Below are 19,728 nucleotides of genomic sequence, written 5' to 3' on the forward strand. Positions count from 1 at the left end.
CAACTATTCTGCATGATTAAAATTTGTGCAGAATGCTCGGCGGCGCCGGGACGGCCGCGAGCCCTTTCGCCAGAATCAGAGGGCTACGGCCAGCGCCAGAAGGTCGACGTCGCTCCCGCGCGGCCCAACGATGGAGAGCCCGAGCGGCAGGTGTCCGTGCCGGGCAAGCGGCAGCGAGACCTGCGGAAGCCCGGCGAGACCCGCGACGCAGAGCAGGTTGATGGCCTTGTTCCGATACGCCACCTCGATGTCCCCGGCGTCGCCGCCACGCTTCGGCGCCACGCGCGGGACGGTCGGCAGAACCATGACCGTCCCGGGCGTCAGCAGGGCGATGAGGCGTGCGACGATCGACTGGCGGTGTGCCTTTGCGCGTTCCAGACTGGCCGGCTCGACGGTCCTGGCCGCCGCGAAGCGCTCCTTCACGCCGGGGCCGAACTTCGGCCCGACGCCCTCGATCCAGCCGCCCATCGACTGCCAGATCTCGCCTGCCTGAACAGTGCGGAACGTTTCCGACCAGGCGTCCAGCCCCTCCTCCGCAAGGACGATCCGCTCCCCCGGCGAAACCAGTGCCTCGACGCGCTCTACCGCCGGGCTGAGCGCGGCCTGCAGCTCGGCATCCAGCATCGCGAAGGCATCGAGCGGGATCACCAGCCGCGTCATCGGGTGCGCCGGTGCCCCGTCGCCCAGCAGCACGCGGCCGACGCGCTCGAAGATTTCGGCATCGCGCGCGAACCAGCCCGCGCAGTCGAAGCTCGGAGCGAAGGGCACTGCACCCTCGAGAGAGATGCGACCATGGGTCGGCCGCATCCCCAGAATGCCGCAATAGCTCGCCGGCACGCGCACCGACCCGCCACAGTCCGAGCCGAGGGAGAAGTCGACCGCCCCGGCCGCGGCGACCGAAGCGGAGCCGCTCGACGACCCGCCCGGCACGCGCGCGGGATCGGCCGGGTTGACCGGCGTGCCGTAGTGGAAGTTCTCGCCGGTAAGCGAATAGGCGAGTTCGTCGCTGATCGTCTTGCCTACGAGATCGGCGCCGGCGGCAAGCAGGCGCTCGACCGCAACGGCCGACCGTTCCGCCGGCGCGTGGGTCCTGAGCCAGTCCGGATGACCGTTGCCGGTCACGGCGCCGGCGATGTCGAAGACGTCCTTGGCGGCGAAGCAAAGGCCCGCCAACGGCCCATCTCCCGAACCGCGTACCGCGATCTGGTTGTCCGGGCAGAAGGCGCCGAGGCAGTCGTTGGTGGGCGTAGCGGCAGAAAGGTCGGTCAAGGTCATGCGTGTTCTCGGTTGGGAAAATGAAGCTGAGCGGGTTGGCGGGTCAGTGTCCGGCGCCCCCGCTTGAAGGCGTGTAGGACGGGTGCCAGCTCGGCGACCGCCGCCTGTGGCGTCGCCCCGTCGATCACCACCAGATCGGCCGACTTGCCGACCTCCAGGCCATAATCGGTCAGGTTCATCAGCCTGGCCGAGCGGGTGGTGACCATGTTGAAGCATTCGGCGACGTCGGCGGCGGCGCCGACATGGCAGATGTTGGCGTTGAGATTGGCCATCCGCAGCAGCGAACAGTCGCCGAACGGCGTGAACGGATTCAGGACGTTGTTCGTCGAAAGGGAACAGTTCACGCCGTGGTGCAGGAGCTCGTGGGCATGCGCGACGCCGCGGGTGCGGGCATGGTCGCGGTCGCGGCCCATCAGGAAGAGATCGGTCGACGGCAGGACGGTCAGCGCGACGCCCGCGTCGGCCATCCGCGCCGCCACCGCCGCGAGCCGCTCGGGAGCGATGTAGGCGAGCTTGGTCACGTGGCCGATCGCCGTGCGTCCGCCCCGCCCGGTGCGCTCGGCCAGGTCGCAGACGTACTCGAGGTCGAGGCTGGAGCCATCGGTGCCGAAATCGAGATGCATGTCGATGTCGGCGTCGAATTCGCGCGCGATCTCGAAGACCCGGTCGATCTGGCCGTGCGGATCGGTGTCGGTGTAGGGCGCCGCGCCGACCACCTTGGCGCCGCGCTTCATCGCCTTGACCATCAGCTCGTCGGTGCCGGGATAGTTGAGCAGCCCCTCCTGCGGGAACACGCAGATCTCGATGTCGATCGCCCAGGCGTAGTCCTCGGCGAGCTTCATGACGCCCTCGAAGCTGCGCAGGCCGACGACCGGGTCGACCTCCAGGTGGGTGCGCATGTGCGTCGTGCCCTGCAGCAGGCACTTCTCCACCGTCCGGCGGCCCCGCGCGTAGACGTCCTCGGCGGTGAAGTCCTTCTTCACCTTCGCGACCTCGCTGATCGCCTCCTCCAGGTCGCCGCGCCGGGAGGAACAGCGGTCGAGGATGCAGGACTTGTCGAGATGGATGTGGGTCTCGACGAAGCCCGGCGAGACGAGCCGTCCGCCGATGTCGATCGTCTCGCCCTCGGCCGCCAGGTCCGGCTCGATCGCCGCGATGCGCCCCTCCGCGATGCCGATATCCACGCTGCGGGTGGCGTCGCCCGGCAGGCGCGCGTCCTTCAAGATGAGATCCATTGTCCGCTCCTCACTGGTCTTGATGGTCTCGTTCAGGACACGGCGGTCGCCGCGCCGCCCAGATAGGCCTCCTCCAGAAGCCGGCTGTCGCGAATCTCTGCCGCCGTCCCACCCGCGACGATCGCACCGGACGACAGCACATAGGCGCGGTCCGCGATCGCGAGCGCCATCTCCGCCATCTGATCGACCAGCAGGATGGTGGCGCCGTCGTCGCGCAGCTCCGCGAGGATCGTGTAGAGTTCCTGGATCAGAGCCGGCGCCAGGCCGAGCGAGGGCTCGTCGAGGAGCAGCACCTCGGGTCGCGCGACGAGGCCCCGCGCGATCGCCAGCATCTGCTGCTCGCCGCCCGACAGCAGTCCCGCACGTTGCCTCGCGCGCTCGCGCAGGCGCGGGAAGCGCTCGAGCATCCGCTCGACCTGGGCATCGAGATCATCCGGCGGTCGGCCGTAGGCACCCAGCCGGATGTTCTGCACCACGGTGAGCTCGGGGAAGACCTGCCGGCCCTCCGGCACCAGCACCAGGCCGCGCCGGGCGATCCGATCCGCCGACACGGTGGCGATGTCCGCACCCTGGAAGGTGACGCGGCCGCCGACCGGCCGGTGCAATCCGCTGACGGCCCGCATCAACGTCGACTTGCCGGCCCCGTTGGCGCCCAGCACGGCGACCAGTTCGCCGCTTGCGACCTCCAGATCGATCCCGTGCAGCACTTCGCTGGCGCCGTAGGAGGCGGTCAGCCCCTCGACGCGGAAGGCGACGTCGCCCCGGCGCGCCGGACCGGTGCGGACCGGCATCGCGGCCGCCCCCTCGCCCAGATAGGCGGCCAGCACCAGCGGGTCCTTGCGCACGACGGCCGGCTCGCCCTCGGAGATCTTGGCGCCGGAATCGAGCACGAGCACATGGTCGGAGATGCCCATGACGAGGGTCATGTCGTGCTCGATCAGGATGACCGTGATGCCGGCATCCGCCAGCCGCCGCAGCAGCCGCGCGACATGGGCGGTATCGTCGTCGCCCAGCCCCGCCGCCGGCTCGTCCAGCAGCACGATCTCCGGATCGAAAGAGAGCGCCCGGGCGATCTCGACGAGGCGTTTGTCGATGTGGGCGAGCGTCCCGGCGGGTGTGCGGATATCGCCGCGGTAGCCGACGAAGGCCAGCAGCTCCTCCGCCCTGGCGCGCCGCTCCGGCGTCTCCAGCGATGCGGCGAGATCGCGCGCTGCAACCCGGCCGCGCACCATCGCCATCAGCAGATTGTCGAGCACGCTCATGTGCTCGAAGAGCTGCGTCGTCTGGTAGGTCCGCGCGATGCCGGCGCGTGCCACACGATGCGAGGCGCGCCCCGTCAGGTCCTCATCGCCGAGCATCACCCGGCCGCTGTCCGGCGCGTAGAAGCCGGCGATGAGGTTCAGCGCCGTGGTCTTGCCGGCGCCGTTAGGGCCGATGATGCTGGTGATGCGGCCGGGCTCCGCCGTGAAGCTCAGCCCCTGCACCGCCCGCACGCCGCCGAACGAGATCGACACGTTGTCGACCTCGAGCCGCCTGCCCACGCCCTCTCTCGGCGACAGGGCAGTCTCCCCGGCGACCGCGGCAGGAGCGCTCGCGGGCCGGCTGCGGCGCAGGCGCGCGAGGACGCTGCCGACGATGCCGCGCGGGGCGATGCGGAGCACGACCAGCAGCAGCATCCCGACGAACAGCAGGCGATATTCGGCGAGGGAGGAAAAGACCTCGGGCAGCAGCACGATGATCACCGCGCCGATGACCGGCCCGAGGATCGTGTCGGCGCCGCCGATCATGACGACGAGCAGGAACAGGATCGATTCGAAGAACGGGAAGCTCTCCGGGCTGATGAAGCCGCTCATGGTCCCGTAGACGCCGCCCGCGACACCGGCGAAGACGGCCGACAGCGCGAAGGCAACGCAGCGCAGCAGGATCGGATTGAGCCCGATCGACTGCGCGGCGACCTCGGAGTCGCGCAGCGCCCTCAGCGCCTTGCCCCACGGGCTCTTGCTGATGCGCGCATAGACGAACAGCGAGGCGAGCATCAGCACGAGCACGAGGATCGCGATCTCGCGCTGGCTGAAGCTCAGGCCCAGGAGCTGCGGCGGGCGGATGCCCATGATGCCGTTCCAGCCGCCGGTGAGCCCGTCGAGCTCGGCCGCGCTCTGCTCAACGATGAAGCCGAAGGCGATGGTGATCATCGCCAGGTACGGCCCCCGCACCCGCAGCGCCGGCACCGACAGCAGACCGCCCGCCACACCCGCGAGCAGGCCGGCGATGGGCACCGCCACCCAGAAGCTGACCCCGTGGTCGACGGTCAGGATCGCCACCGTGTAGGCGCCGATCGCGTAGAAGCCGACATGGCCGAGCGAGATCTGCCCCGACATGCCGACCAGGATGTTGAGGCCGATGCCGACGATCGCCGTCAGCCCCATCAGCGAGAGGATGTAGAGCTGGTAGCCGTTACCGCTGAAGATCGCGGCAAGCGCCAGGGCGACGAGGACAACGCCGGGGATGAGAGTGGAGAGCTTCATACCTTCTTGACGCTCGCACGTCCGAACAGGCCCTCCGGCCGCAGCGCCAGCGCCACGATGACCAGCGAGAAGGCCGTGATCTGCGTATAGGTCGAGCCGAAGCTCGCGGTGATCAGCGCCTCGGCGACGCCGTAGAGCAGCCCCGCGCACATCACCCCCCAGGGGTTGGTGATGCCGCCGAGGATGGCGACCGCGAAGGCCTTGATGCCGAACATCGTCCCCATGGTCGACGAGATGGTGAACAGCGGCGCGATCAGGATGCCGGCGACGCCCGCGAAGAAGCCCGACATGGCGAAGGCGGCCGAGACCGCCACGCCGACATTGATGCCCATCAGGCGGGCTGCCGCCTCATTCTGGACGACAGCCAGCATGGCGAGCCCGTGACGGGTGTGCCGGGAGAACACGGTGAAGGCGATGGCAAGCCCGATGCCCACCAGCGGGATCAGGACCTGCTGCGGCTGAACCCGCACGCCCGCGACCAGAAACGTGTCGGTGACCAGCGAGGTCGGCGGCATGCCGCGCGGATCGCGGCCGAAGGTGAAGAGGACGACGTTGTCGAGCACGATGCCGAGCGCGACGGTGGCCATCAGCCAGGCCTCGGACTGGCGACGCACGAACGGTCGGACCGCGATCCGCTCGACCGCCACGCCCCAGAGGGCACAGCCGATCAGCGCGACCCCGATGGCGAGCGGCGCCGGCCAGCCGAACGTCACCCAGAGGGTGAAGCACAGCACCGCGCCCAGCATCATCGTCGAGCCCTGGGCGAAATTGACCGTCTTGGAGACGACGTAGGTCACGTAGAAGCCCAGCGCGAGCAGGCCATACATGCTGCCCAGCCCAAGGCCGGTGATCAGTGCGGATAGGAAGAGCATCGGTGTTCCAGCTGCCGCCTTGCGTGTCGCGAATTCCGAAGGCGGCCGGACGACATGCGTCGCCCGGCCGCGTCCCGCGTCACTCGGTCGGAACGACCTTGTCGCCCTCGTAGCGGACCATGACGTAGTCGTCCGGTCCGAGCGCGTCGTGGTCTTCGGCGGAGAAGGGCTTCTCGTAGGTCTTGATCAGACCGACGTAGGTGCCCTTCAGGTTCTCCAGCGCCTCGCGGATGGCGTCGCCGTCGGTGGAGCCCGCCTGCTCGATGGCCATCGCCACCAGGTGCATGGCGTCATAGGCGTTGGCCGTGCCCACCGGCGAGAACACGTCCTCGGGTCCCTTGATCTCGGGATACTTCGCCATAAGCTTTTCGAGGAACGACTTGCCGACGTCGCTCTGCTCGCCGAAGAACGAGTAGGTCTGCACGAAGTGGGCGTCGCCCGCCGTCGGTCCGGCGAGCTCGGGGAAGCGGCCACCGGAGATCCCCCAGTGCGAGATCACCGGCGCGTCCCAGCCCATGCGCTCGCGCGACTTCATCATCTGCGCGCCGGGAGGGGCGTTGACGACGAGGATGATCGCCTCGGCGCCCGCATCCTTCAGGCGGGTGAGCTGCGGCGTCATGTCGACGTCGGCACCCTCGAACTTCTCGACGCCGACGATCTCCACCGCGTCGTTGGCCTCGTCGGCCGCGATGAGGCCCTTCTCGTTCGATTCGCCCCAGGGGTTGTTGATCAGCATCAGGCCGACCTTGGAGGCGCCGAACTTGTCGCTGGCGTACTTCAGGAGCTTCACGTCGACGAGCGCGTCAATCGCGGAGACCCGGAACACGTAGTTCGGCTCGGCGCCGTTGCGGGTGATGCCGGTCGCCGCGGCCCAGACCGCCATGAACGGCGTCTTTTCCTGGTTGGCGAGCGGCACGATGGCGAGCGATACGGGCGAATCGATCCCGCCGAAGAACGCCGCGACGTCCTCGTTGAAGATCAGCTCGCGCGCGGCAATCAGGCCCTTCGGGGGCTTGGATTCGTCGTCGCGCTGGATGAGTTCGATCATCCGGCCGTCAAGGAGCCCGCCGGATGCGTTGATCTCGTCGATTGCAATCTGCAGGCCGCGGGTGATCGCCTCTCCCGACTGCGCCGATGCGCCCGAGAGGGCGGCGACATGGCCCACCTTGATCGGATCGGCCGCCTGCGCCGTGCCTGCGGGCCCGGCAAGCGCAAGCGCGGCAATGGACACACCGACCATGGCCGGCAGCATTCTGAGCCTCGAGGTCGTCTTCATGTCGACTCTCCCCTTTTGGATTGGTGTTCACAGGCGTGATGGCGCCTGCTACCCCGGGAGACGTTGCAACGGTCGGGCCAGATTGCCCTCGGCTCGCCCGTCGCGAGCGGCGGACGCGGGCGAAATCCAGCGTGTAAGCAAATTTTTACATACCTATTTGCACGATCGGGCCCGCATCGGGCATGCGCACGTCACCCCGGACGGAATGCCGGTCTGTTCAAACAGGCGCCACGTGCCTTATTTGCGGGCATCGGCGGACGTCAGCTGATATCGAGAGTCGCCTACCGCGGAGGAAGTGGACCTCGTGACGATCAAGGAATCGAGACCATCCAGGCGTGTGCCGCACAAGCGCGATGCCGAAGCGACGCGGCGACGCATCCTCGATGCGGCCCGCCACGCCTTTGCACAGCATGGACTGAGCGGCGCCCGGATCGACCAGATCGCGCGGGCGGCCGAGGCCAACGTGCAGATGATCTACCGGTATTTCGGGGGCAAGGAGGAGCTCTACCTCGCCGCCCTCGAAGACACCTATGCCCGGATCCGGGCGCACGAGCGCCAGCTTGACCTGGGCAATCTGCCGCCGGAAGGCGGTATGCGGCGGCTCGTCGAGTTCACCTTCGACTACCTCCGCGACAATCCCGACTTCGTGGCGATCATCCGCAATGAGAACATGGCGTCCGGCCGCTTCGCCCGGGAGCTTCCCATGGTCTCCGACACGACCCTGCCGCTGCTGGAGGCGATCGACGACCTGCTCGCCCGCGGCCGTGCCAGTGGAGCCTTCAAACCCGAAATCGATCCGGCGCAGCTCTATGTGACGATCCTGTCGCTGTGCATCACCCACCTCGCCCAGCGCCACACCCTGTCCGCGATGTTCCAGCGCGATCTCGGCGACGCCGAATGGCTCACGCAGCGACGCACGCACGCGATCGACGTGGTGATGACCTATCTCACCGCCGCACGGCCAACCGCCTGAGAGCACTCGGCCGGGCGGACGCGGCCCGTGTTCCCGGCCACCTCCGTCGGGGCGCCACGTTCACCCTGTTCGGTACCGCCGTGTCCCTGCCCGGCGCGAAACGCGGCCTACTCCGCCGCCCCTTCGCCGGCGGGGGCCGGGGTCGCTCGGCGGGCAGCAATCTCGATGGCCAGCACGGTCGCGACCAGCGCCAGCCCGATGCCGTTGGCGATCGCCGCGTGGTGGAACATCTCCAGCGGGATCAGCAGCAGCCCGCCGCCGACGACCGACGCGATCCGCAGTGGGACCGCCATCGGCCGCAGGGCGTAGCCGATGGCCCCCGCCGACACGAACCAGACCCCCACCGAGGCGGTGGCAAGCGACAGGATCGTCCCCGTCCAGGACGGGCTCTGCAACAGCAGCGTCGGCGAGAACACGAACAGGAACGGCACGATGTAGGCCGTCCATGAGAACCGCATGGCAACCCAGCCGGTGCGCACCGGTGCGGCCCCCGCCAGGTTCGCCGCGAAGAAGGCGGCGATCGCCAGCGGCGGCGTCACGAACGACATCATGCCGAGATATAGGATGAACATGTGGGCGGCGAGCGGCGAGATGCCGACCTCCACGAGGCTCGGCGCGATCAGCACCGCCAGCAGCACGTAGACGCCGAGGGTCGGCATGCCCATCCCCAGCACGATGCACATCAGCCCGGCGATGACGAGCAGAAGGAAGATGCTGCCGGCGCCGAATTTCACCAGGAACAGCGTCAGCGCGAAGCCGAGCCCGGTCAGTTGCAGGATGCCCATGATGAAGCCGGCGGCGGCCGAGATCATGATGATGTCCACCGACGAGATGCCGGTGCGCACCAGCGCATCCCAGATGCCGCGCAGGGTCAGCCGGTGGCCGGAGTAGCCGAACGCCAGCCCGACGATCACGACGCCGAGGCAGGCGAAGACGGCGGCGTTCTCCGCCTCGCGGTTCAGCCAGAACAGCGCGTAGATGAGCACCGCGAACGGCAGGATGAAGAACCACCCCTTCATCAGCACCGCCACGATTCTCGGGATCTCCTTCACCGGCACCGGCAGGATGTGGGCCTTGGCGGCTTCCAGGTCCGCCTGGATGAACAGCGCCAGGTAGTAGAGGAGCGCCGGCACCAGGGCGGCGAGCGCCACCTCCGCGTACGAGATCTGCAGGAAGTCGGCCATCAGGAAGGCGACGGCGCCCATCACCGGCGGCATCAGCTGGCCGCCGTTGGAGGCGCTCGCCTCGATCGCGGCGGCCTGTTCCGGCTTGAAGCCGGATTTCTTCATCATCGGGATTGTGATGACACCGGTCGCCAGGATGTTGGAGACGACGATGCCGGAGATGGAGCCGAACAGCGTGGAGGCGAGGATGGAGATCTTCGCGGCCCCGCCGCGATAGCGCCCCATCAGGCCAAGCGCCAGATCGTTGAAGAAGAACGAGCCGCCCGAGGCCTGCAGCAGGTTGCCGAAGAAGATGAAGGGGATCACCACGGTGACGCCGACCAGCAGCACCAGACCGAAGAGCCCGCTGGTGTCGACGCCGAGATAGAAGACCATGTTGTTGAGGTCGACGTTCCGCGTCTGCAGCTCGCCTTCGACCAGATGGCCGACCAGCGCGTAGACGGTGAAGGCCAGCACGACGATCACCAGCGACCAGCCGGAGGTCCGCCGGAGCCCTTCGATCACCAGCAGGAAGAACAACCAGCTGACGATCAGCCCGTCGGTCGGCTGGCCGAAGAAGTCGGAAAGGATGGTCGGATACTCGAAGGCGGCGTAGATGCCGGCGCCCAGCGATATCAGCGCAAGCAGGCTGTCGTACCAGGTGAGCTGCTTGGGGCGCGGGTCGGAGCGGCGGATCGGCCGCGTCACGAAGACCAGGGCAAGGCTGAGGCCCAGGACGGCGGCCAGGAACTGCTCTGTGAGAAAGGTCCAGCCGACCAGCCGGTAGAGGTCCGCGCCCCACGCGAGCCCGGCAAGCGCGATCAGCGCGCCGAGCACGATGGTGGCGATCCGCAGCAGCGGGGCGGACGGAACGGAGGCTTCGACGCCGGTGGTTTCGACGCTCATCAGGCGGATCCTTGCCGATCGCGGCACCTGTCGGGCGTGGGGCACGCCGGAAGCGCGGCTGATCCTTCGCGGTGGAAAGACGGGCGCGGCGGAGAGACCGGCGGCCGGTCCGTGCAGGACGGCTCCGACCGCCGGCAGTCGCTGCCGGTCGGGCAACCGCGCCCGGCCGGCATGGCTGCAGGGTCAGGCGATCACTCGCCCTTCCACAATCCCTTGTCCTTGAAGAACTTCACCGCCCCGGGGTGATACGCGACCCGCGGCTGCGGGGTGGCGAGACCCTCCTGGCTCATGGCGTTGAACGACGGATGGCCGGCGACGAGGCCGTCCTTCTTGTCGTACATCGCTTCCAGGAACGTGTAGACGACGTCGTCGGAAACCGCCTCGTTGGTCAGAACCACCATGGCGTACTCCATCAGCGTCGTGTCGCCGATGATGCCGGCCAGATGCGGCGCCGGCTTCTGCACCGCCATGTGATACTCGGGCCGCACGGCTTCCATCTTCTTCGCTGTCTCGGGCGTGTCGGTCAGGCTCAGAAAGCGGATGCCGCCCGGGATCGCCGAATTCAGCTCCGCCATCTTCGGTGCGCCCACCGCGAACTGGGTGACGTCGAGCCGGCCGCTCTTCAGGTCGTCCGCGCCGCGCAGGAGATTGGCCGTGGGAACGCCGTCCTCCGCCTCGTCGAGGCTCATGTCGGCCGTCGCCAGCATTCCGTTCATCAGGAAGATGCCCTGCTGGAACCCCTGCCAGCCGGTCGGGACCCGTTTGCCCTTCAGATCCTCGACGCTCTTGATGTCGGAGTCGTTGGGAACGACCAGCCCGACCTTGAACGGAAACACTGTCGCGACGAGGCGCAGGTCGCCCATCTTCTTGCCGTCATAGGGGACGGCACCGGAGGCGGCCGCGCCCGCCTCGTCGTTGGAGATGAACGAGAACTCGGCCTGGCGCGCCTGGGTCGCGCCCATGATCGCGCCCGGCGAGTTGAAGGTCACGACCCGCATCTGCAGGTCGGAATTCTCCTGCACGACCTTGGCGATCGCCTGGGCCTGGACGTTGTTGATGGCGCCCGGCGGCAGCGTCGAGATCGAGACGGTCTCTGCGGCCGCCGGCGTGGCGAGCACGGCGGCGGCGAGAAGCCCGGCGGTCAGGCCGAGTAGTGCTTTCATCTGGTTTTCCTCCCTCGACGGCCCCGATTTTCCGGGGCCTTGTTGTTAGATCACGGTGACGGCGGGCCTCGATGACCCGACGTCATGAACCGTGACCGATTCCAGTAGGCTGGGTCGGGATGCGGACGGCAAGCCCGTTCCCGCCTTGCCGCGCTCCGCCGCGCGGCCGCAAATCCCGGCCGGTCCCGCCATCAGACCGCGGCTGCGGCGACCTCCTGCCTTTCCGCCGCGAACGCCATCTGCGCGCACGCGAACCGGACGACCTGTTCGGCCACCGTCGCCAGCTGTTCCTCCACGTCGACGCCCGTCGGCCGGCCGTTCTCGAAGGGCCGGGTCTGGGCGTTGAGACAGGCGGCGTAAGGCGTCGGCCAGCCCCGCAGCGCGTGCACGATCGAGCGCACCCCGGAGAGCGTCGTGCCCAGCGCCTGGGCGCCGTGGGCGGTGACCACGATGCCGACGGCGCGGCCGTCGAAATAGGGCCGGCCATCGCTCCGCATGTCCTCGGCGTAGTCGATGGCGTTCTTGATCACGCCCGACATGCCGCCGTGGTAGCTCGGCGTCGACACCACGATGCCGTCGGCCCGGCGCAGCGCCTGCACGAGCCGCAGGGCGGACGGGCTGCGGTGGTCGCTCGCCGGGTCGTAGGGCGGCAGGTCAAGCAGTGGACCGGAGATCAGCTCGGTCGACGCGCCGAGGCCGGCGGCGATCGACAGCGTCAGCCGGAGCGCGGCCTCCGACGTCGAGCCGAGGCGCGTGGTGCCGCCGATGCCCACGATGTGAGGGCGGGTCGGATCGGCCGGGCCGGAGCGGATGGTGTCGAGCCGGTCGAGCATGGGGTCTCCTCGTGCGGCCTACTCGGCGGCCTGGTCGGGTGCGAAGCCGGGCGACCGCATCCGGTCGAAGCCGGACTTGATGTCGGCGTGGCGCGCGTCGATCCAGGCTTCGGTCTCGGGATGGGTGAAGATGTAGAAGCCGCCGTCCTCGATGGCGCCGACGACGCGGGCGCCGATCTCCTCGGGCCTGGCGCCGTCCTTGATGAGCTCGCCCATGAAATGGTTCTCGGGCCGCACGTAGGCGCCGCCGAGGCGCTCGGGGCGGCTGCGCTCCGACAGGTGGATGGCCGTGTCGACGGCGGCGGGCGCCAGCACCGACACGCCCACGGCCGTCTCGGCGAGCTCGTTCCGGAGCCCTTCGGAGAGCGCCACGACGGCGTACTTGGTCATCGAATAGGCGCCGGTCAGGAAGTCCGCGTTGACCTGGAAGCCGCCGATCGAGGCGGTGTTGACCACATGCGCCGGCTTTCCTGCGGCGAGAAGCCGGGGAACGAACGTGCGGATGCCGTGAATGACGCCGTAGACGTTGACGCCGATCACCCACTCCCACTCAGCCGGCGCGATCTCGTGCAGCGGCACCCCGTGCATGGCGACGCCGGCATTGTTGCAGACGATGGACACCGGCCCGAAGGCCTCCTCCAGAGCGACCGCAGCAGCCTCGACCGAGGCGAGATCGGAGACGTCGGTGGGCAGCGCGAGCGCCTTGCCGCCGGCAGCCTCGATCAGCCGCACGGTCGCCGCCGCATCCTCCTCGCGGATGTCGGCGACGCCGACCTTCACGCCACGGCGCGCCAGCGTCAGCGCGATGCCGCGACCAATGCCCGATCCCGAGCCGGAAACGTAGGCAACCTGCCCTGGGGTGATCTTCATGCTGGCCTCCCGACCGCGGCGCGCCGTGATCCGGCGCTTATGGTATGCACTTTGTTGCGGGCCGCTGCTGGTCCGTCAGCGGCAGAAGCCCGCAGCCCAGTTGCCCCACTCGGTGTTCGATGCCACAACGCGGCTGATCCGGCGGGCATCCGATTGTATAACCCTCCCCGACCGGGCCGAAAGTCCGAAGACCGCTTCCGGAACCCGGCGCATGGAGAACGGAGCCGATGGGCGACACCCCTGGAACGAGCAAGACCACGCCCGAGGGCAACGGTGCCGTCGACGTGGCCTACCGGTTCATCCGGGCGGCCATCATCTCCGGCGACCTGCGCTCCGGCGAGACGCTGCAGGAGGCCAGGCTCGCCGAACGGATCGGCGTCAGCCGCACCCCCGTCCGCGAGGCGCTCAGCCGGCTGAGCAACGAGGGGCTGGTGGTCCTGGAGCGCTATCGCCGCGGCCAGGTGGCGTCGTTCTCCCATGCCGACGTCGCCGAGATCTTCCGCCTGCGCGCCAAGCTCGAAGGCCACGGCGCAAGGCGCGCGGCAAGCCGCATCACGCCGGAGCAGATCGCCCACCTGGAGCAGGTCGAGGCGGAGATGGAGGCCCACTTCAACGAGGTCGGCTGGCACAAGCACCTCGCCCGCTTCGACGAGCTCAACAACGTCTTCCACGCGACGATCGCCGCCGCCGCCGACAGCCCCAGGCTGGAGCGGATCCTCGCCTCGTCGCTGGAGCTGCCCGCGTCGATCTTCAACATCTATTCCGAGCCGGTCGACGACCGGACGCGGCGCACCCACCGCCAGCATCACGAGATCCTGTCGGCACTCAGGGCCCGCAACGCCGACTGGGCCGAGGCCGCGATGTCGGCCCACCTGCTGTCGATCCTGGTCGAGCCCGACCCCGCCCGCGAAGACTGAGGCGGCCGGCCTCGATCTCCCCGGCGCCGGGCGATGCTGCGGCCCCATCACTGCGCCGCGGCGACGGCCGCCCCCTGCCCGAGGTTTGCGCGCAGCGCCGGGATCACCTCCCCGGCGTAGAGCTCCATGTTCTTGCGGGTGAGATCGGCCGGCAGCGTGCCGAACTGCAGCAGCGTCAGCAGGTGGCCGAAGCCGATTTCCTTCTGGTAGTGCTCCAGCTTCTGGCGGACCGTCTCCGGGCTGCCGCAGATGAACATGCCCTTGTCGATGACGTCGTCGATGGTCTGCTTGCTGCCGATCGACGACTTCGCCTTCATGACGCCCAGCATCGACTTCAGCGACAGGTAGCCGGGCGGCAGCAGCATCTCCTTCGGCATGCGCAGGAACTTGTTGAGGAAGGTCTCGATGTGGGGCTTCGCTTCGCGGCGGGCGATCTCGTCGGTCTCGCCGACATAGACCGGCACCGACCAGCCGAGGTTGTCCTCGCTCGCCTCGTAGCCGAACTCCTCGGCCTTGTCCTTGTACATCTGCATGTACCTGGCGAGCATCGCCACCGGCGTGAACGTCTGCAGATAGGTGTAGCGCCGGTCCGGGTGCGCCGCCCAGTCGATGGTCTCGCTGGAGCCCTGGGACGGGATCCACACCGGCGGATGCGGCGTCTGGTAGGGCCGCGGCCACAGGTTCACGTACTCGAACTGGTAGTGCTTGCCCTCGAAGGAGAACGGCCCCGTCTCGGTCCAGGCGCGGATGATCAGGTCGTGCGCCTCGTGGAAGCGGTCGTGGGATTCCGCCGGATTGGAGCTCCAGGCGTGATATTCCGCGCCGATGCCGCGCACGAAGCCGGCGATGAACCGCCCCTCGGTGATGTTGTCGACCATCGCGAATTCCTCGGCGACGGTGACGGGGTTGTTGAGCAGCGGCAGCGCCCGGCCGAGGATGGCGATCTTCACGTTCTTGGTGCGCCGCGCCAGCGCGCCGGCCATGACGCCCGGCTGCGGCATCAGCCCATAGGCGTTCTGATGGTGCTCGTTGACGCAGATTCCGTCGAAGCCGAGCTGGTCGGCGTATTCCAGCTCGTCCAGGTAGCGGTTGTAGAGCTTCGCGCCCTTCTTCGGGTCGTAGTAGCTGTTCGGCAGCGTCACCCAGGCGGAGTTGTAGGTCTTGTCGTAGTCCAGATCGAGGTCCGCGTAGGGCATCAGGTGCATCATGTAGAATTTCATCGGGCGGCTCCCTCGATGAAGCTGGCGACCTTGGCGGTGAATTCATGCGCCTTCTCGACGTGAGGCAGATGCCCGCAGTCGGGAATGATCTCGAGCTCGGAATTGGGGATGAGGTCGCGGTAGGCCGGCCCGTATTCCACGGGCAGCAGCTTGTCGTCGTCGCCCCACAGGATCAGTGTCGGCACGTTCACCCGGTGCAGCCACTTCTTCAGATGCGGATTGTGGAAGCGCGGGTTCCACGAGAGCTTGGCCGTGGTGAGCCGGTTCTTGAGCACGACCTTGAGGGCTTCCTCGTCGGCCGGCTGCGGCATGGCCCTGGCGATTTCCTGATTGTGGAAGAGGTTCTCAGCCATTTCCTCCGGCGACCACATGAACATGTCGCCGCGCTTCACCCCCTTCACCTGGATGCCGGCGGGGGCAACGAGGGTCAGCGTCTTGATCCGCTCGCAGCTGCGGGTCGCCATCTCCGCCGCGATCCATCCGCCGAGCGAGGTGCCGACCAGATGCACGCGCTCGAGGCCCATCTGCTCGAGGAAGTCCATGTAGAAGAACGAGAGGTCGGCGACATTGTCGAGCCACTCGGGCGTCTCCGAGGCGCCGAAGCCCGGATGCTCCGGCACGATCACGTCATAGCGCTCGGCCAGCATGTCCATGAATGGCAGCCAGCGTTCGGCGCCCGCGGCGCCATGCAGGAACAGCAGCGGCTCGCCGCTTCCCGCGCGCATGACGCGTACCTGACAGCCCGCGACCGTCTCGGTCGTCTCCGTATGCGCCATCGCGCCTCGCCTCCCTTGTCTTCCTCCACCGGACGTTCGATTGCGCCGCCGGTGATTTTCCGAAAGTGTACACCTAACCGCTGGATCCGCGTCAAGCTGTCACGTGCGTCGATTTGCTAAATCGCGCCGGAAAACTTATTAACACGATGAAATAATTCGATAAAAATCGGAAACTGCGCTATTGGCTCACTCCTGCCGCCGCGCTAGATTGCATACCAAAATAGGGAGAGCGCACATGAAGGTTCAGGCGGGGCTGGTTCTGGACGGTCAGGTCGGAGTGGTGACGGGAGCGGCCAGCGGCCTTGGTTTCGCGATCGCCGAAGCGCTGGCAGAAGCCGGCGCTACGGTGGTGCTGACCGATATCGACTCGGAAGGACTTGAGCGGGCGGTGGCGACGATTCGCGACGGCGGCGGGTTGGCTGAGGCCGCCGTGTGCGATGTCGCCGATCGCCAGGCGGTGCGCGACTGCTTCGACGGCGTCGCCGAGCGCCACGGACGTCTCGACATCGCGGTCGCCAACGCCGGCATGACCGCCGGGCCCGGCTATCTCACCGAGATCGGCCAGATCAACGCGGTCGACGACGACCAGTGGGACCGGGTGCTTCAGATCAATCTCAGCGGCGTCTTCGCCACCATCCAGGCAGCGGCGAAGCACATGAAGACGCGCCGCGCCGGCCGCATCGTGGCCGTTGCCTCGGTCGCTGGGCTGAAGTCGGAGGTGATGTGCGGCTACGCCTACACGGCGACCAAGGCCGGCGTGGTCAACCTGGTGCGCCAGGCGGCGATGGAGCTCGCCGGCTACGACATCATGGTCAACGGCATCGCGCCGGGTCCCTTCCGCACCAACATAGCGGGCGGGCGGATCCGCCAGCCGGAAATCGAGGCTGAGTTCGCCTCCATGGTGCCGCTTGGCCGGATCGCCGATCCCGACGAGATCAAGGGGCTGGCGCTGCTGCTGTCGTCCCCCGCATCGAGCTTCATGACCGGCGTGACGATCCCCATCGACGGCGGGATCATGGCGCGCTGACCGCGCGCCCGGCGTCGCCTCACTCGCAGGTGGTCAGCGTCACCGGGTCGACGTCTTCGGGCAATAACGCGCCCATGGGCTGGCAGGCCCCATCCATGCACACCCGCCAGTCGGCGGTGGCGCCGGAGCGGCGCAGCACGATTTCGCGCTGGGGGCCGAGCTTGGGGTGCGCCACGTAGAAGTCTCCCACGCGCACCGCGCCCTCCGGCGGCTCCATGCCGGCACCGGAGCCCTGCACCCGAACCTCTTCAAGCACAAGCCCGGCCGGCGTCGCCCGCCAGTCCTCCTGCCACTCGATCTTCTCGACCGAATGGGTCCAGGCAAGGGTGAAGCTGGCCGCGAGCTTGATCGCAACCGTCCCGGCGATGAGGCAGCCAATGGCCATCGATCAGGCTCCGGCGGCCGCCTTCTGCTGGCGGGTCCGCCAGAAGTGCCAGGCGACGAACGCCCCCGCCAGAGCGAAGCCGATCTCGTCGGTCATCGGCATGGCGAGGATCAGCGTCGCCGCCGCGGCGAACGCGACGATCCGCTCGATCACGTTCAGCCGGCCGAACAGGTAGCCGGTGGCCGTCGCCGCCCACAGCACGATGGCGATCAGCGCCTTCACCACCACGAAGATCACCGCCGGCCAGAAACCGATCGCCGCCGCCATTGGATCGCCCGGCTGCAGCATCAGCGCCGGGGCGTAGACCGCCATGAACGGCACCACGTAGCCCGCCAGCGCGATCCGGGTGGCGTTGAAGGCGATCGACAGCCCCTGCGCCTTGGCGATGGGGGCGGCCGCAAATGCCGCCAGCGCCACCGGCGGCGTCAGGTCGGCCATGATGCCGAAATAGAAGACGAACATGTGCGAGACGATCAGCGGCACACCCAGTTCCAGGAGCGCCGGCCCGGCGATCGCCGACGTGATGATGTAGTTCGGGATGGTCGGCAGGCCCATGCCGAGGATCAGGCAGGCGACCATGGTCAGCAGCAGCGACAGGAACAGCGAGCTTTCGCCGACCTGGACCACGAACGCCGCGAACGAGGTGGCGATGCCGGTCAGCGTGAACACGCCGATCATCGTGCCGACCAGCGCGCAGGCGATGCCCACCGGCAGCGCGTTGCGGGCGCCGTCGGCCATGCTCTCCAGGCTGATCTGCAGCGTCTCGCGGCCGCCCTTGATGAAGAACAGGAGGACGACGAGCGCCAGCACGCAATAGGCGATGCCGTCGATGCCGTACTTCAGGAAGCTCGACGCCGCGATGCCGAGCGCGATCCAGAACACGATCTTCAGGCCGTAGGGGCCGATGGCGCGCGCCACCGGGGCGCCCAGCACGATCAGCGCCGTCAGCGCCAGCCCGACGGTGCCGGCGAACAGCGGCGTGTAGCCGGAGAACAGCAGCCAGACCAGCACCGCCAGCGGCAGCAGCAGGTACCAGCCCTTCCTCAACGCCGCCAATGCGTTGGGGCAGTCTTCCTTGGAAAGGCCGAGAAGCCCGTGGCGGCCGGCCTCCAGATGCACCATCGCGAACACGGTGAAGAAGTAGAGCAGCGCCGGGATGATCGCCGCAGTCGCGATGGCCGAGTACGGCACGTCGATGGTCTCGGCCATGATGAACGCCACCGCGCCCATCACCGGCGGCATGATCTGCCCGCCCATGGACGAGGTCGCCTCCACCGCGCCGGCGAAGGCGGGCTTGTAGCCGAACCGCTTCATCAGCGGGATGGTGAACTGGCCGGTCGTCACCACGTTGGCGACGCCGGACCCGTTGATGGTGCCCATCAGCGCCGAGGAGACGACCGACACCTTGGCCGGCCCACCCTGGGCGTGGCCGACGGTGCCCATGGCGAAGTCGGTGAACAGCTTGACCATCCCGGCGCGCTCCAGGAAGGCGCCGAACAGGATGAACAGGAAGATGTAGGACGACGACACGTAGGTCGGCGTGCCGTAGATGCCCTCGGTCCCGAGGAACATCTGGTCGACCACCTGGGCGTAGTCGTAGGGCCGGTGGTCGAAGGGCGCCGGTAGATACTCGCCGAACAGCGCATAGGCCAGGAAGGCCGCGCAGAGAATCGGCAGCGACAGGCCCATCAGCCGGCGCGCGCCTTCGAAGACCAGCACCACGGCGATGGTGCCGACGACGATGTCGAGGGTGTTGGGATCGCCGGCCCGCTGGATGAGCTCCACATGGAACACCCAGTGATAGAGGCCCACCACGAACGACAGTATGCCAAGGCCCCACAGGACGTAGCGCGTCATCCCGCCCTTGTGGTTGCCGGCGATGGCGAACATCACCAGCAGCAGGAAGCCGACGTGGACCGAGCGCACGATCTGGCTGGCGAGCGGGCTCCAGGCGGCCGTCGTGACCTGGAAGGCGGAGAAGATGATGGCGATCCAGAAGACCGCCTTGCCCCAGCCGCCCTCACCCCAGGTCAGCTGGTGCATGCCGTCGGTGACCACCACTTCCGCGCCGTGGTCGTCGTCGGCGCCGGGCGCGTTGCTGGCCGGATGGGGAGTCGCGGTCGAGGCGGTCGACATCGTCGGATGACCTTCAGGAGGATGTTCGATCCCGCATTACCCGGCGGCCGGATGGGGCGGACAACAGGCCGCTCGGACCGACGGTCGTGTCGTTGCGGCGGTCATGGACGGCGACAGGCCGTCACAACGCGAACGCGCCGCCTGCCTTGCGGAGACGGCGCGTTCGGTGTCGATCA

The 19,728-nt window shown here is 68.1% G+C and carries 16 protein-coding genes; 3 read left to right on the forward strand and 13 right to left on the reverse strand.

Going from position 1 to position 19,728, the window contains the following annotated elements:
• Positions 1-75 precede the first annotated feature (75 nt).
• The 5 genes from ACSSVZ_RS15495 to ACSSVZ_RS15515 form a co-directional block, all read right to left on the reverse strand.
• On the reverse strand, positions 76-1,275 hold the full coding sequence (locus tag ACSSVZ_RS15495; RefSeq protein ID WP_453971451.1) for an amidase: 1,200 nt from the start codon (positions 1,273-1,275) through the stop codon (positions 76-78).
• Entirely contained in the window at positions 1,272-2,510 is a 1,239-nt protein-coding gene (locus ACSSVZ_RS15500; RefSeq protein WP_453971453.1) for an amidohydrolase family protein, read from the reverse strand. The genes ACSSVZ_RS15495 and ACSSVZ_RS15500 overlap by 4 nt, the downstream gene beginning before the upstream one ends.
• A gap of 32 nt (positions 2,511-2,542) precedes the next feature.
• Positions 2,543-5,035 carry a branched-chain amino acid ABC transporter ATP-binding protein/permease gene (locus ACSSVZ_RS15505; protein WP_453971454.1) on the reverse strand — a complete coding sequence of 831 codons (2,493 nt, stop codon included), beginning with the start codon at positions 5,033-5,035 and terminating at the stop codon, positions 2,543-2,545.
• A complete protein-coding gene (locus ACSSVZ_RS15510) occupies positions 5,032-5,907 on the reverse strand; it encodes a branched-chain amino acid ABC transporter permease (RefSeq protein WP_453971455.1) in 876 nt (291 codons plus the stop codon). Before ACSSVZ_RS15510 ends, ACSSVZ_RS15505 begins: the two co-directional genes overlap by 4 nt.
• A gap of 79 nt (positions 5,908-5,986) precedes the next feature.
• Positions 5,987-7,183: an ABC transporter substrate-binding protein gene (locus tag ACSSVZ_RS15515; RefSeq protein WP_453971457.1), complete on the reverse strand. Its 1,197-nt coding sequence runs from the start codon at positions 7,181-7,183 to the stop codon at positions 5,987-5,989.
• A 304-nt stretch (positions 7,184-7,487) separates the two neighbouring features.
• Between ACSSVZ_RS15515 and ACSSVZ_RS15520 the strand changes: the two genes are divergently transcribed.
• Positions 7,488-8,156 (forward strand): TetR/AcrR family transcriptional regulator, encoded by a 669-nt coding sequence (locus tag ACSSVZ_RS15520; RefSeq protein ID WP_453971459.1) that lies wholly within the window; start codon positions 7,488-7,490, stop codon positions 8,154-8,156.
• A gap of 107 nt (positions 8,157-8,263) precedes the next feature.
• Here the strand turns inward: ACSSVZ_RS15520 and ACSSVZ_RS15525 are convergent, their stop codons facing one another.
• The 4 genes from ACSSVZ_RS15525 to ACSSVZ_RS15540 form a co-directional block, all read right to left on the reverse strand.
• The gene (locus ACSSVZ_RS15525; RefSeq protein ID WP_453971460.1) at positions 8,264-10,225 is read right to left on the reverse strand and encodes a TRAP transporter permease; all 1,962 of its coding nucleotides are present in this window, start codon (positions 10,223-10,225) and stop codon (positions 8,264-8,266) included.
• Between the two features lie 191 nt (positions 10,226-10,416).
• Positions 10,417-11,388 (reverse strand): TAXI family TRAP transporter solute-binding subunit, encoded by a 972-nt coding sequence (locus ACSSVZ_RS15530; RefSeq protein WP_453971462.1) that lies wholly within the window; start codon positions 11,386-11,388, stop codon positions 10,417-10,419.
• A 191-nt stretch (positions 11,389-11,579) separates the two neighbouring features.
• Positions 11,580-12,221, reverse strand: a complete 642-nt coding sequence (locus tag ACSSVZ_RS15535) for an NADPH-dependent FMN reductase (RefSeq protein ID WP_453971464.1) — start codon at positions 12,219-12,221, stop codon at positions 11,580-11,582.
• An 18-nt stretch (positions 12,222-12,239) separates the two neighbouring features.
• Entirely contained in the window at positions 12,240-13,091 is an 852-nt protein-coding gene (locus ACSSVZ_RS15540) for an SDR family NAD(P)-dependent oxidoreductase (protein WP_453971465.1), read from the reverse strand.
• A gap of 227 nt (positions 13,092-13,318) precedes the next feature.
• Here ACSSVZ_RS15540 and ACSSVZ_RS15545 point away from each other — a divergent pair, with 227 nt between their 5' ends.
• The gene (locus ACSSVZ_RS15545) at positions 13,319-14,008 is read left to right on the forward strand and encodes a GntR family transcriptional regulator (protein WP_453971467.1); all 690 of its coding nucleotides are present in this window, start codon (positions 13,319-13,321) and stop codon (positions 14,006-14,008) included.
• Between the two features lie 47 nt (positions 14,009-14,055).
• On the opposite strand, the gene ACSSVZ_RS15550 is transcribed toward ACSSVZ_RS15545, so the two are convergent.
• Together ACSSVZ_RS15550 and ACSSVZ_RS15555 are read right to left on the reverse strand one after the other, a co-directional pair.
• Positions 14,056-15,228, reverse strand: a complete 1,173-nt coding sequence (locus ACSSVZ_RS15550; RefSeq protein WP_453971469.1) for an LLM class flavin-dependent oxidoreductase — start codon at positions 15,226-15,228, stop codon at positions 14,056-14,058.
• The gene (locus tag ACSSVZ_RS15555) at positions 15,225-16,004 is read right to left on the reverse strand and encodes an alpha/beta fold hydrolase (RefSeq protein ID WP_453971471.1); all 780 of its coding nucleotides are present in this window, start codon (positions 16,002-16,004) and stop codon (positions 15,225-15,227) included. The genes ACSSVZ_RS15550 and ACSSVZ_RS15555 overlap by 4 nt, the downstream gene beginning before the upstream one ends.
• 235 nt (positions 16,005-16,239) lie before the next feature.
• Between ACSSVZ_RS15555 and ACSSVZ_RS15560 the strand changes: the two genes are divergently transcribed.
• Positions 16,240-17,031: an SDR family NAD(P)-dependent oxidoreductase gene (locus ACSSVZ_RS15560; protein ID WP_453971473.1), complete on the forward strand. Its 792-nt coding sequence runs from the start codon at positions 16,240-16,242 to the stop codon at positions 17,029-17,031.
• Between the two features lie 19 nt (positions 17,032-17,050).
• Here ACSSVZ_RS15560 and ACSSVZ_RS15565 read toward each other — a convergent pair whose 3' ends face one another.
• Entirely contained in the window at positions 17,051-17,416 is a 366-nt protein-coding gene (locus tag ACSSVZ_RS15565) for a DUF1850 domain-containing protein (protein WP_453971475.1), read from the reverse strand.
• Between the two features lie 3 nt (positions 17,417-17,419).
• Entirely contained in the window at positions 17,420-19,459 is a 2,040-nt protein-coding gene (locus ACSSVZ_RS15570; RefSeq protein ID WP_453971675.1) for a TRAP transporter permease, read from the reverse strand.
• Positions 19,460-19,728 lie beyond the last annotated feature (269 nt).

It is taken from the genome of Amorphus sp. MBR-141, assembly GCF_053628695.1.